Below are 13,932 nucleotides of genomic sequence, written 5' to 3' on the forward strand. Positions count from 1 at the left end.
AGAATCTTAAGAGTTTACCAGTCTCAGCAGGACAGCTCTAATAAAACCATTCTGAAACGCTTATTGAGTGCCAAGATGCCCCACTTTAACCAAAATAACCGTCTCTTCAACGACAAAAGGGTGATGTTCACTCATGTGAGGGCTTCGCAACCAAGTCCCCGTTGGGTATTCGCCATGTTCGTCACAAAACGTGCCGCTTAGTACCAAAATTTCTTCTCCTCCAAAATGCCGATGGGGAGAAAAACGCTCGTTTGCTGGCCATTTAACCAAGGCGGTGTGCTCTACATCGTATTGATGCAGAGGCATGACTTGTAAACCGCCTTGACCAGGCCGCCAAGCGGTTTTGTTGGTGTTCACTCGGACCGTCTCTTGGTCATCGGGTAAAAACTGATTCAGCTTAACAAACAGGGTACAACCTTGTTTACTAAATGGTTGATGCTGGCTGCCTGGTGGATTTCGAATGTAAGTACCCGCTGGATAATCGCCATTCTCATCACTAAAAACACCCTCAAGCACAAAAATCTCCTCCCCTAAAGGATGACGGTGCGGACTAAAATGCGCTCCCGCATCATAACGAACAATGCTAGTGGCATGGCCGCTTTCCGCTTCCTCGCGAGAAAGGATCTTGCGAGAAACGCCCGCCAAAGGACTCGCCAACCAAGCTTCTTCTGCAGAGCGAATAACGACTTTTTTACGAAAGTCTAAGTTTACGTGGTGCATATACATTCCCGTCAGATTGGACCTAAAGGCCAAGTATCCTGTTTAACCAGCAAGGCATTTAATGAACATGGCAAATTCTTAATTATGCCTGCTCTTAACATCATACGTAACAAGCGGATAACGAGTTTAGTAATTCTAGAATAACGATTATTTTCAGTTTACAGTAAACACACAATTACCTTTTGGTCATTTAATTGTCGATTTTTCCTTGACAACTATTTTATTAGCACTATTATGACATCGATGTCATTTAAAGGTTAATGTTTAATGTCTACCATTTACGATGTAGCAAAAATCGCCAAGGTGTCTCCTAAGACCGTTTCCAGGGTTCTGAATAATGACGCGCCAGTGGGTGAAGCAACACGTTTAAAGGTTAAAGCCGCTATTGACCAATTAGGCTATGTGCCCAGCACAGCGGCCAGAGCAATGCGCTCTAACAAGTCGGGTTTAATCGGTGTTATAACGGGAGCTATATCCCATAATCCGACGGCTGGCCCAACAGGGTTACCTGATCTTTTCATTGTGCAAGGTATACAATCGGAAATTCAATCATCTGGCAAAACTTTACTGATTGCTGATACGGGCAATGACAGTAGTCGAATTGAACCTTTAATTCGAACTTTCCAAGAGCACCGTGTTGAAGGCATTATTTATGTCGCAGACTTTCATCAACAAATTAATTTGCCTAAACATACTAAAAATATAGGCATTGTTTTGGCAAACTGTTTTGATTCTAAAGAAACACCAGCAGTGGTGCCAGATGATGAATGGGGTCAGTATTATTTAGTTAAACGCATTTTGTTATCTGGGCATCGACGTGTTGCTTACTTAAGTCTAGATAAGCAAATGGTTGCGACTGAATTGCGTACTAATGGGTATTGCCAAGCGCTCAGTGAAGCAGGAATTGAAATCGATTCTGATTTGATCCTCTGCGCTGATACTTTGCATCAAGTCGACAACAAAGTCTTAGTTGAGCAGGCGGTGGATCGACTTTTAGCCTTACCTCAGCCTCCGACTGTCATATGCTGCGGTAATGATAAAATGGCTTTAAAACTGTACGGGATTTTACGCTCCCGTGGAATTCGTATACCGGAAGACATGTCAGTTGCGGGTTATGACAATTATTTATCAATTACAGAAAGTTTGTACCCATCGTTAACGACAGTGGATTTAGCTTACAGAGAAATGGGTGTCGAAGCTGCGCGATTATTGCTCAAGCAAATTCAAGATAAACAATTTCAATTACTAGCAACCCCTGTTCGTGTTGCCAGTCCTGTTGTATGGCGTCATTCCGTATTGCCTTGTGACAATATCAGCTGATTTGTGGGTTATAAATCAGCATTTAAAAAGCTCGATAAGAAAAGGAAAATTTTTTATCTATCAAATGACATCGATGTCATTCATTAAGTCCGATTTGGAGAAACTTAATATGAAAACAAAAATAATGAAAAACATACTAATGACTACAGGCGTATCGTTACTAACTATGGGAGCAATAAATGGATACGCGCAAACGAATTTATCTTTGTGGTATCACGGCGCAGGTAATCCGGTGGAAGCCAAAATTATTGATCAAATCGTTGCGGATTTTAACAGTAACCAATCAGACTGGAATGTGATTTTAGAAAGTTTCCCACAAGAGTCTTATAACGACTCTGTAATTGCCGCCGCACTGGCAGGTAATTTGCCAGATATTCTTGATGTGGATGGTCCCGTGATGCCCAATTGGGCGTGGGCTGGGTACCTACAACCGCTCAACATTGATCAAACAGCCATTGCCGATTTTTTACCTGGTACAAAAGGGTATTGGAATGGAAAGTTGTACTCCTTGGGATTGTGGGATGCCGCGGTTGCCATGATTACGCGAAAGTCCACCTTAACTGAAGCCAATATTCGTATTCCAACACTAGAACAGCCTTGGACCTTAACGGAATTCAATGCCGCACTTTTAACGTTAAAACAAACAGGCAAATTTGACTATCCGCTTGACCTTGGTTTGGCATGGAAAGGTGAATGGTTTCCTTATGCTTTTAGTCCTTTTTTACAAAGTTTTGGTGGGGATATTGTGGATCGTAGTACCTACCAAAGTGCAGAGGGGGTACTAAATGGCGATGCTGCCATCGCTTTTGGAGAATGGTGGCAGATGCTGTTTGAAGAGGGTTTTAGCCCTGGAAATTCTCAAGATGCGGCTGACCGTGAAACCGGATTAGTGGATGGTAAATATGCTATTCAATGGAACGGTAATTGGACTGCATTGAATATGCTTAAAGCGTTCGGTGATGACGTATTGTTTTTGCCTGCACCAGATTTGGGTAATGGTCCTAAAATTGGGGCAGCAAGTTGGCAATTAGGTGTTTCTGCGACCACGCCGCATTCTCAAGGTGCTGCGGACTTTATTAAATTTGCTACACAAGATAGCTACATGGCGGCGTTTTCTGATGCTATTGGTTTAATTCCACCAACTGAAACCTCTGCCGCAGTCAGTCAGCACTATCAGGAAGGTGAGCCTATGGCAACTTTCTATGAATTATCGGCGCAGCAGGCTGTACTTAGACCTGTCACTCCAGGTTACGTGGTTGCCGCTAAGGTGTTTGAAAAAGCGTTAGCCGATATAGCCGATGGCGCAGATGTTGCGGATACGTTGGACAATGCTGCCGACGAGATTAATAACGATATCCGTCGCAATTTGGGCTACGGGCATTAATTAATTCGTCTTCACTTGTTATAGGGAAATGGCTTTATAAGGTTGCGCAGCGCGGCAACCTTATAAAGCAAATAATCATCAACCGCCCGAAAAGGCAATTTAATTATGCAAAAATCACTTCCAACTCTCACGCAACATAACCAAAGTGGCTGGCTGTTTGCCCTGCCAGGCTTTGGTTTGATGATGTTGTTTATTGTGGTTCCCTTTGTGTTTGCCATTTTATTTTCGATGACAAATCAACGCTTAATTTCGCCTAATCCAACACAATTTGTTGGCTTAGAAAATTATCAACAATTGCTGAGTGTCAATTTATTAGTACTTGATCCTGACGTCACTGCGACGGGCGAGATAAAACGAGACAATCGTGGCGATATTCGTTATCCACGGATACGTTCTTACACCCGAAATAATCCTGATTATGCCCATTTACAAGGGATGAAAGAGTGGTTTTCTTGGCAGTGGCAGGACAAAAAAATCGCCATTTTGGCCAGCGATCCGGTTTTTATGAAGGCGATAGTGAATACTTTGCTTTTTGTTCTGATTGTTGCGCCGTTGCAGGGAGCTTTAGCTTTAGGGTTAGCCTTACTAATCAATCAACGATTGAGGGGTATTAATTTATATCGTGCTATTTACTTTATGCCTGTTGTGGTCTCGATCGTTGTAGTGTCTATCCTCTGGCGTTTTATCTATGACGGTCAGAATGGTTTGCTAAATAATTTATTTCATACATTGTCATTTGGTCATTTTACAGCTGTGGATTGGTTGGGCAACCCAAATACGGCGCTGGGTTCCATCATGGTCATGTCTATTTGGCAGGCGGTTGGCTTTCATATGGTGATTTGGCTCTCTGGTTTACAAACTATCTCGCCCACTTTGTATGAGGCCGCGAAAATTGAGGGTGCCTCAAGTTGGCAAACTTTTCGTTATGTGACTTGGCCGGGACTCAAAAATACAGCCATTTTGGTGCTGATCGTCATTACCATGCAGGCGTTCGCATTATTTGCTCAAGTTGATGTTATGACGAATGGCGGTCCATTGGACAGCACTCAAACTATTGTTTTTCAAGCGGTCGAGCGAGGGTATGGCAAGCAGGATATATCTGGCGGATCGGCCATTTCTGTGGTGCTTTTTATCATGGTATTAGGCATCTCTCTGTTGCAGCGTTATTTAACTCGGGAGAAAAATTAAATGGCTAATATTACGCAAGATAACCATCGACTCAGACTCATTGTGCGCTACACAGTATTGTCTTTAATTGCGCTTATTTTTATATTCCCACTGATTTTTATGCTGGTCTCTTCGTTTAAACCAGACTATCAACTATTGGCTGACACAGCGTCATTGAGAGCATTTTTGCCCGTTGGAGATATTAGTTTAACCAATTATGAAAAGGCTTTTGAAAGAGCACCCATTTTTTTGTTCATGTTTAACTCTTTGCTAGTCACTGCTGTGACTGTGCTGCTGAGTTTGTTTTTTTGTTCAATGGCGGGTTTTTCATTTGTCTTCTTAAACTGGCGCGGCAAGCAGCTGGCTTTTTCAATTATTTTAGCCACATTAATTGTGCCTTTTGAGACGATTGCGATCCCAATGTTGCTGATGGTCTCCAAATTACCTTGGATTGGACTAGAGGGCCTAACTTGGGGTTGGCTAAATACCTATAGGGTTCAAATTGTGCCTTTTATCGCGGATGGGTTGACCATTTTTCTGTTTACTCAATATTTTAAAGACTTACCTCGTGAGCTAATAGAAGCCGCTCGTGTTGAGGGGAGCAGCTGGTGGCAGGTGTATTGGCGTATTGTGATGCCGCTGTCTGGACCTGTGATTGCCACTGCGGCGATATTGAAATTTCTAGTGATGTACAACCAGTATCTATGGCCGATTATGGTCACACAGCAAGAGCAGTATCGTCCGGTACTAGTCGGTTTACAGTATTTCTTTCAACTTAATACAGCGTGGGGCGAAGTGATGGCGTATTTAACACTGATCACCTTGCCTGTTTTGGCCTTTTATTTGGTACTACAACGCGCTTTTATCGCCTCAATAGCCTCTACCGGTGTGAAGGGTTAATTTTTTTTAGGAGTTATATAATGACAATCGCATTAAAAGATCAGTGGATTTGGGACAGTTGGTATTTTCGTGAAGGCGATACATGGCATGGTTATTTTTTGAAAGCCGATAAGGCGTTGCTCGATCCTGAACTACGTCATTTAAACGTTAGCCAAGGTCATGCCACTTCAACCGATTTAATTCATTGGCAGCATCAAGGTACTAGCTTTGCTCCTGCGGCGTCCCCTGCGTGGGACGATTCAACCACATGGACGGGCAATGTTGTGTGTGATGAATCCGGCTTGTATCACCTGTTTTATACAGGAACTAGCTTAGCTGAAGGTAGTCTATACCAACGAGTGGGGCATGCTACAAGCACGGATTTACACCACTGGCAACGTGTAGGCGATGGTTTGTGTTTGGATTTGGTAGGTGAAAATGCGCTTCATTACGAACATGAGCACCTAAAGGGATTTTGGCATGATAGAGCAATGCGTGATCCTTGGGTCATGAAAGATCCAAAGGGAGATGGTTGGTTGATGTTTTTTACTGCCAGAGCTCCAGGAGTAGAGGAAGCTAATGCTGGTGGCGCGATTGGCTTTGCCACCTCGGATAACTTATACGACTGGGTGTTGCAGCCTCCAGTGTTTGTTGGCAGCTTTGGTCAATTAGAAGTGCCACAAGTCTTTGCCATTGATGATCGTTGGTACTGTTTGTTTTGCACGTCCAGCCAGCATTGGAGTGAGGCCTATACAGCCAGCCAATCCGGTAAACTGGTTACAGGCAACCATTACCTGATCGCAGATCATCCGCGAGGACCTTGGCAAGTTGCTCCTGGGGCTTTTTTTGATGGTGAGAACCCTTGTCACCGTTATGCCGCGAGAATCCTTGAAACCGAAAAAGGTCATTGCATCATAGGTTTTCATGACCAAGACAAACAAGGTTTTGTTGGTGAAATTCTGGATCCAGTAGCAATAGAGGTAGATGCAGCGGGTCTATTAAAGGTCTCAGAAAACAAAAAGGACAACGACTAATGGCGGACGTCACATTACATAAGCTGGTAAAGCGCTACGATAAAACTGATATTATTAAAGGCGTGGACATCGACATCAAAGATGGTGAGTTCACGGTATTTGTTGGTCCATCTGGCTGTGGTAAGTCTACCTTGCTACGCATGATAGCGGGGCTTGAAGACATAACAGATGGCACATTGTCGATAGATGGTAAGGTGGTCAATCACCTGCAGCCCAAAGACCGAAGTATTGCCATGGTTTTTCAATCTTATGCTATTTTTCCGCATATGACAGTGCGTGAAAATATGGCTTTTGGTCTGACAATTGCGGGTGTGACAAAAGAAGAAAAAGATAGACGTGTTAACGAAGCCGCTAGAGTCTTACAAATGGAGCATTTACTAGAGCGTCGACCTAGTCAGCTTTCGGGAGGACAGCGTCAGCGTGTTGCCATCGGGCGTGCTATCGTGCGTAATCCTAAAGTGTTTTTATTTGACGAGCCATTGTCCAACTTGGATGCATCATTACGAATGGACATGCGAATGGAAATTGCAAAACTCCATAAAAAGTTGGGTGCAACCATGATTTACGTGACCCATGATCAAGTGGAAGCTATGACACTGGCAGACAAAATTGTTGTTTTAAAAGAAGGTGAGGTACAACAAATTGGTAGTCCGATGGAATTATTTCATTACCCTGCAAACCGCTTTGTAGCTGGCTTTTTGGGGTCACCATCGATGAACTTTATTGATGCAGAAGTGCTGGCAATAGATGCTCAAACTATCACTCTTGGTTCATCTGTCTTGAATTCGGTTGTGCTGCCAAGACCAGAGCAAGATGTATTGGTTGGCCAAACTGTTGAGTTAGGAATTCGTCCACAATACCTGCAACCACAACATGGTGATAATAAGGGCTGTCTTCATGGCCAAATTTCCTTAACAGAACGCCTAGGCACCGAAACGGTTTTAGACATTAGTCTGTCGGATGGCAAAAAAGTGATTGCCTCCATTGGTCAGGATCAGGTATTCGAAATAGGTGAAAGTACTAGTCTGCATTTTGATCCAGAACGAGCGCATGTCTTTGTGAAGAGTGCAGACGCTTAAGTCTTCTCTAAAGAGTCAGAAAATATATCACTTTAGGGCACTAGGTGAAGCGCTTTAGTTGCCCAAATGCTCCGGTTATTGTTAATAATCGGAGCTAAATAAAAAGCCTATTTTACTGCCACTCTATCGAGCTGTCTGATGGTAGAAATAGTTTAGTAATCTGACTGGGTATTACGTCTTTAAGATCACTGATTTCTCTCGCTAAATTGATTTGTCGTGATGCTTCAGCGATTTCAATTAACGAATGATTGATATGTGAGTGGTTTGTATGAGTAGTGCTCCACGCTAAAACGTTTGCTAAATGCCATATCTGCGTGGCACCAGAATGCACAGGCGTAGGGAAGGTCATAATGTGCTCAATTACCATCTTTTGTACTGCTTGGCGACTCACTTTTAGAATCGCCGCAATATCAGAGACTCCAACTAGGTCTGGACTAGATTCAGTCAATGTTGCATTTGGTATAGCGGTTAAAACGTTTTCCAATGCTGATGTCATCGCATCGCGCGCGCTATCAGAGTGACGAGTAAAATTTAACGCTATTCGTCCTGAAACACCTACACCAATAATGGCATCGTCACAGCCGGATTCCATTAGTGCATCAAGATAAAATTGTGGGTCGGTATCTTTAGTGGGTAAGGCAAAGGTTAAGGTGAAATCGTATTCTGTCATGGTCTAACTATCTTAATCATTGCTTTGAAAAATGCAATTATTGACTACTTCCTGATGATTTATCCGTCCAGCCTTTGCTCTATGCAAAGTGAATCGCTTCTTAAATTTCTTTTTTGGCGTATCGTTTTTTTGCTTTATTTCCATCATTACCGCCCTATCTACAGCCGTAATGTACGCTGTCGCAATTTGTCATGCGCTCGACGCTTCCAAGCATAAGATAGTGGTTTTTTAACCCTATTATCACGGTTAGTTTATGGCATTTGCAGCGCTTGTTCGTTACACACTGTCACTCTTAATCACACCACAATAATCGACAGGGTCGGTTATCTATGTAAGGGAGCTGATCTCATGCAGCATTATTCCGGCTTTGGGTTGTTAAAGCACAGTTTTAGCCATCACGAGAATTGGCAGCGGGTGTGGCGCAATCCAACCCCGAAAAAGAAATACGATGTGATCATTGTCGGCGGTGGCGGTCATGGTTTAGCAACGGCGTATTATTTGGCAAAAGAGTTTGGCGTCACCAATGTCGCGGTGATTGAAAAAGGCTTTTTAGGTGGGGGTAACACAGCGCGCAATACCACGATTGTACGTTCTAATTATTTGTGGGATGAAGCGGCGCATTTGTATGAGCACGCCATGAAATTGTGGGAAGGTCTGTCGCAGGATTTGAACTACAACGTAATGTTTTCTCAACGTGGCTGTTTGAACCTTGGTCACACCTTGCAAGACATGCGCGACATACAGCGCCGCGTAAACGCCAACCGTTTAAATGGCATTGATGGCGAGGTATTAGACGCTCAGCAAGTGAAAGAAATTGTCCCAGTATTGGATTGTTCCGACCGTGCACGCTACCCAGTGATGGGCGCGTCTTGGCAGCCTCGCGCGGGTGTTGCTCGTCACGATGCCGTGGCGTGGGGCTTTGCACGTGGTGCCGATACTCGTGGTGTGGATCTGATTCAACAAACCGAAGTGGAAGACTTAATCATCGAAGATGGCACTGTCGTCGGCGTACGTACTGCACGTTATGGCGATATACGAGCAGATCGAGTGGGTTGTGTGGTGGCAGGTAACTCTAGCGTCTTAGCTAAGATGGGAGGCTTTGAGCTGCCATTAGAGTCTCATCCGTTACAAGCCTTGGTGTCTGAACCGATCAAGCCGATTCTGGATACGGTTGTTATGTCTAACCAAGTACATGGTTACGCATCGCAATCTGACAAAGGCGATTTGGTTATTGGTGCGGGTATTGATGGCTACAACGGCTATGGCCAGCGTGGTTCTTATTCCACTATCGAGCATACGATTCAGGCAATTGTCGAAATGTTCCCAGTGTTTAGCCGTGTGCGCATGAACCGTCAGTGGGGCGGTATCGTTGATACCTGTCCAGATGCGTGTCCGATTATCAGTGAAACGCCAGTGAAAAACTTGTACTTCAACTGTGGTTGGGGAACAGGCGGTTTTAAAGCGACACCAGGCTCAGGCCATGTATTTGCCGCGTCTTTGGCGAAGGGCGAAATGCATCCATTGGCGAAACCTTTTTCTATGTTTCGTTTCCATAACGGCGCGCTGGTGGATGAACACGGCGCAGCTGGCGTAGCACATTAAGCGGGCTAAGACCGAATAAGGAGAGAAGTACCATGTTTCATATTTATTGCCCGCATTGTTGTGAATACCGCGAGGAAGAAGAGTTTCATGCGTCTGGTCAGGCGCATATTCCGCGCCCATTAGACCCAGATGCTTGCACCGATAAAGAGTGGGGCGAATTCATGTATTTTCGTGCCAATCCACGCGGAATACATCATGAGCTTTGGGTTCATGGAGCGGGTTGTCGTAAGTATTTCAACATCACTCGTAATACTCACACTTACGAAATTCTAGAAGTCTACAAGGTTGGCGAAAAGCCATCTGTTGTGGCCAACGAAGCGAAATAGAGGAGCGATACAATGACACAAGAGTTGAGTAAGCAGTCTAATCGTCTCCAAGATGGTGGACGAATCGATCGCTCCAAACCGCTGACTTTTACCTATAACGGCAAACAATATAAAGGCTTCGAAGGCGATACCTTAGCGTCAGCTTTATTGGCGAACGGTGTTGATATTGTTGGTCGCAGTTTTAAATACAGTCGTCCGCGCGGTATTGTCGCAGCGGGTGCGGAAGAGCCAAACGCCATCATGCAAATTGGCTCGACTGAAGCAACACAAATTCCTAACGTGCGTGCGACTCAGCAGTCTCTTTACAATGGTTTGGTTGCCAGCACGACAAACGGCTGGCCGAATGTTGATAATGACTTGATGAGCTGGGTAGGCAAAGTCGGTGGGAAAATGATGCCGCCGGGCTTTTATTACAAAACCTTCATGTACCCAAAATCCATGTGGGAAACCTACGAATCTTATATTCGTAAAGCCGCCGGTCTTGGTCGTGCACCAAAGGAAAATGATCCAGACATTTACGACAAGATGAACCAACATTGCGATGTGCTGATTGTTGGCGCAGGCCCAGCGGGTCTAATGGCGGCTCTAACCGCAGCTCGCGCTGGCGCACGAGTCATTATTGCCGACGAGCAAAACGAATTTGGCGGAAGTTTGCTAAGCACTACAGAAGCCCTGAATGGAAAGCCTGCCGCCGAATGGGTCGCTGAAGTCGTGGAAGAATTATCAGGCTTTGACGATGTTTTGATGCTGCCGAATTCTCAGGTCAACGGCTACCACGATCATAACTTCTTAACCATTCAACAGCATTGTACCGATCAATTTGCGGATCGCGCGCCTAATGGTCAAATCGCGCAACGCTTGCACCGTGTGCGTGCCAAATGGGTGATCTTGGCAACAGGTGCTCATGAGCGTCCTTTGGTTTATGGCAATAACGATTTGCCGGGTTGCATGGTTGCCAATGCGGTGTCGACCTATATCAACCGTTATGGTGTCGCGCCGGGCAAAGATTTAGTCTTGATGACATCGAATGACAATGCCTATCGCACCGCGCTGGATTGGCACGATGCGGGACGCAACGTGGTGGCGATTGTTGATTCTCGTAAGAATCCACAAGGTACTTTTGTGGAAGCAGCCCGCGAACGCGGTATTAGCATTCTAGTTAGCTCTGGTGTGATTGAAGCCCATGGCAGCAAACGTGTCACCGATGTTTCCATTGCGCCATTAAATGAAGTTGGCGATGCGATTGTTGGTTCCGTTGTGAAAATGGCGGCGGATACCGTTGCCACATCTGGTGGCTGGAGTCCGGTTATTCACTTGTCTTGTCATACGGGCGCTCGTCCTGTTTGGAACGATGACATTGTTGGTTTTACACCGGGCGTAACGGTTCAGAAACAACTCACCGCTGGCGCGATTAATGGTGCGTTCAGTACAGTACAAGTGTTAGACGAAGGCTTGAGTGCGGCTTGTGATGCCTTGGCTCATTTAGGCTTATCTAAGCCTGATGTTGTCTTGCCAGAAGCGGATGTGATCGAAGAAGGCAAAGCCATGGCTTTGTTCCATATTCCACACACTAAACCAACATCAAAAGCGCCTAAGCAGTTTGTCGATTATCAAAACGATGTAACCGCAGCAGGCATAGAGCTGGCATGTCGTGAAGGCTTCGAATCCATTGAGCACGTTAAGCGTTATACCGCGATGGGCTTTGGTACCGACCAAGGCAAGTTAGGTAACATTAATGGCATGGCGATTGCGGCGAAAATGCTCAAGCAAACCATTCCAGAAACCGGCACGACAATTTTCCGTCCGAACTACACACCGGTGACATTTGGCGCGATTGCTGGACGTGATTGTGGTGAATTGTTCGATCCAAAACGCTACACAGCGATGCATGCTTGGCATGTGGAACGTGGTGCGAAATTTGAAGATGTCGGTCAATGGAAACGCGCTTGGTATTACCCGCAAGGCAATGAAACCATGCAAGAAGCATTGGACCGCGAATGTCTAGCGACGCGTAACTCAGTGGGAATTTTAGATGCGTCTACATTGGGTAAGATCGATATCCAAGGCAAAGACGCCCGTGAATTCTTAGGTCGTGTTTACTCCAATGCATGGGCGAAACTAGCAGTAGGCAAGTGTCGTTATGGTTTGATGTGTGGTGAAGACGGCATGGTATTTGATGACGGTGTAACGTCTTGCTTAGCGGAGAATCATTTCTTAATGACGACCACGTCTGGTGGTGCTGCGCGCGTTCTGTCTTGGTTAGAAATTTATCACCAAACTGAATGGCCTGAATTGGAAGTGTATTTCAATAGTGTGACGGATCATTGGTCAACCATGACAATTTCTGGCCCAAATAGCCGTAAATTGTTAGAAAAACTCACTGATTACGATGTTTCAAAAGACAATATGGCCTTTATGGATTGGAAGCCTATGACGGTGGCTGGCGTACCAGCCCGCGTGTTCCGTATTTCCTTTACTGGTGAGCTATCTTTTGAGATCAACGTACAAGCTAACTATGGTTTGCATGTATGGAAAGAGTTGTTTGAAAAAGGTGCTGAATTTGACTTAACGCCATACGGCACGGAAACCATGCACATATTGCGGGCTGAGAAAGGCTTCATTATTGCGGGTCAAGATACTGATGGTTCTGTGCATCCGTTTGACTTGGGTATGTCTTGGGCTGTTTCTATGCAAAAACCATTTAGCTTTATCGGTAAGCGTGGCATGCAACGTGAAGATTGCGTTCGCGAGAATCGTAAACAGCTTGTTGGTTTGAAAACGCTAGATCCTAAAGCGGTATTGCCAGAAGGCGCGCAGGGAGTACTTGATCCGAAAGCACCCATTCCAATGCCAATGGTGGGTCATGTGACGTCTAGTTACTGGAGCGCGAACTTAAATCGTTCTGTAGCAATGGGGTTTGTTAAAGGTGGCTTAGATAAAATGGGTGAGAAAGTTTATTACCCATTGGCTGATGGCCGTGTGATTGAAGCTGAAATTTGCAGCCCAGTATTCTTAGATCCAAAAGGGGAGCGTCAAAATGTCTGATGTCACAGTAGAAGCAATGGAAGGGAAGGTGGTAACCAATCAACTTCCAACTGGCGCTATTGTCGGTGAAAGCCCTCTGCATCACTCTGATCTTGCTAGTATTGCTGAGAAAGGGCCGCAGCAAGGTGGTGTACATTTTCATGAGCGCAAATTGAAAGGTCTGTTAACACTACGTTGCACCCCTTCGGTAGAGCAATTATCACTTATTGAGTCTTTACTTGGTGTAGCTTTGCCAATGCAGCCATTAACATCCGTAACGGCGGATGCGATTTCAGTGCGCTGGATGTCTCCTGATGAGTGGCTGATTATTGTTGATGGTGAACAAGCCTTTGAATTGGAAACCCGCTTCCAAGAAAAGTTCTCCGGCCATTATGCATTAGTCAATATCAGTGGCGGGACAACGATTTTTGAGGTGTCTGGGAGTCATGTGGTTGATATGCTGAAAAAGTCTACGCCGGTGGATTTGCACGCAAGCGAGTTCCCAGTCGGTAAAGTCGTGTCTACGGTATTTGCTAAAAGTGGTGCGACCATTTGTCGTCTAGCAGATGAAAAATTTGAATTGGTGGTACGTCGTAGCTTCGCAGATTATCTCTGGTTATGGATTCAAGACGCCAGTCGAGAATACGGTTTGGTCGTAAAGGCCTAATTACTTCTCACGTACTCACGTGTGTTATTTCACAGTTTTGATTGGCCACTTTTTGGGTGG

Annotated in this window: 12 protein-coding genes; 10 read left to right on the forward strand and 2 right to left on the reverse strand. The window is 45.0% G+C overall.

What is annotated here, in order from left to right; all coding sequences use genetic code 11:
- Positions 1-60: 60 nt before the first annotated feature.
- Positions 61-720 (reverse strand): cupin domain-containing protein, encoded by a 660-nt coding sequence (locus EBI00_RS08765; protein WP_123095557.1) that lies wholly within the window; start codon positions 718-720, stop codon positions 61-63.
- A gap of 267 nt (positions 721-987) precedes the next feature.
- Between EBI00_RS08765 and EBI00_RS08770 the strand changes: the two genes are divergently transcribed.
- From EBI00_RS08770 to EBI00_RS08795, 6 genes are all read left to right on the forward strand, one after another.
- Positions 988-2,040, forward strand: coding sequence for a LacI family DNA-binding transcriptional regulator (locus tag EBI00_RS08770; protein ID WP_123095558.1), 1,053 nt, complete (start codon positions 988-990; stop codon positions 2,038-2,040).
- A gap of 109 nt (positions 2,041-2,149) precedes the next feature.
- On the forward strand, positions 2,150-3,424 hold the full coding sequence (locus EBI00_RS08775; RefSeq protein WP_206612572.1) for a sugar ABC transporter substrate-binding protein: 1,275 nt from the start codon (positions 2,150-2,152) through the stop codon (positions 3,422-3,424).
- Between the two features lie 105 nt (positions 3,425-3,529).
- Positions 3,530-4,612 (forward strand): carbohydrate ABC transporter permease, encoded by a 1,083-nt coding sequence (locus EBI00_RS08780; protein WP_123095559.1) that lies wholly within the window; start codon positions 3,530-3,532, stop codon positions 4,610-4,612.
- Positions 4,613-5,491: a carbohydrate ABC transporter permease gene (locus EBI00_RS08785; RefSeq protein ID WP_123095560.1), complete on the forward strand. Its 879-nt coding sequence runs from the start codon at positions 4,613-4,615 to the stop codon at positions 5,489-5,491.
- 20 nt (positions 5,492-5,511) lie between these two features.
- Positions 5,512-6,504: a glycoside hydrolase family protein gene (locus tag EBI00_RS08790; protein ID WP_123095561.1), complete on the forward strand. Its 993-nt coding sequence runs from the start codon at positions 5,512-5,514 to the stop codon at positions 6,502-6,504.
- Positions 6,504-7,583, forward strand: coding sequence for an ABC transporter ATP-binding protein (locus EBI00_RS08795; RefSeq protein ID WP_123095562.1), 1,080 nt, complete (start codon positions 6,504-6,506; stop codon positions 7,581-7,583). Before EBI00_RS08790 ends, EBI00_RS08795 begins: the two co-directional genes overlap by 1 nt.
- Before the next feature lie 112 nt (positions 7,584-7,695).
- On the opposite strand, the gene EBI00_RS08800 is transcribed toward EBI00_RS08795, so the two are convergent.
- The gene (locus EBI00_RS08800) at positions 7,696-8,253 is read right to left on the reverse strand and encodes a helix-turn-helix domain-containing protein (protein WP_123095563.1); all 558 of its coding nucleotides are present in this window, start codon (positions 8,251-8,253) and stop codon (positions 7,696-7,698) included.
- A 348-nt stretch (positions 8,254-8,601) separates the two neighbouring features.
- Here EBI00_RS08800 and EBI00_RS08805 point away from each other — a divergent pair, with 348 nt between their 5' ends.
- From EBI00_RS08805 to EBI00_RS08820, 4 genes are read left to right on the forward strand one after another with little or no spacing between them, the layout of a single operon-like run.
- Entirely contained in the window at positions 8,602-9,855 is a 1,254-nt protein-coding gene (locus tag EBI00_RS08805) for a sarcosine oxidase subunit beta family protein (protein WP_123095564.1), read from the forward strand.
- A 32-nt stretch (positions 9,856-9,887) separates the two neighbouring features.
- Positions 9,888-10,181 carry a sarcosine oxidase subunit delta gene (locus EBI00_RS08810; RefSeq protein ID WP_123095565.1) on the forward strand — a complete coding sequence of 98 codons (294 nt, stop codon included), beginning with the start codon at positions 9,888-9,890 and terminating at the stop codon, positions 10,179-10,181.
- Between the two features lie 12 nt (positions 10,182-10,193).
- On the forward strand, positions 10,194-13,226 hold the full coding sequence (locus tag EBI00_RS08815; protein WP_123095566.1) for a sarcosine oxidase subunit alpha: 3,033 nt from the start codon (positions 10,194-10,196) through the stop codon (positions 13,224-13,226).
- On the forward strand, positions 13,219-13,872 hold the full coding sequence (locus EBI00_RS08820) for a sarcosine oxidase subunit gamma (protein WP_123095567.1): 654 nt from the start codon (positions 13,219-13,221) through the stop codon (positions 13,870-13,872). The genes EBI00_RS08815 and EBI00_RS08820 overlap by 8 nt, the downstream gene beginning before the upstream one ends.
- Positions 13,873-13,932: the final 60 nt, after the last annotated feature.

The sequence above is a fragment of the Marinomonas hwangdonensis genome (assembly GCF_003721245.1).
In the GTDB taxonomy this organism is placed as follows: domain Bacteria; phylum Pseudomonadota; class Gammaproteobacteria; order Pseudomonadales; family Marinomonadaceae; genus Marinomonas; species Marinomonas hwangdonensis.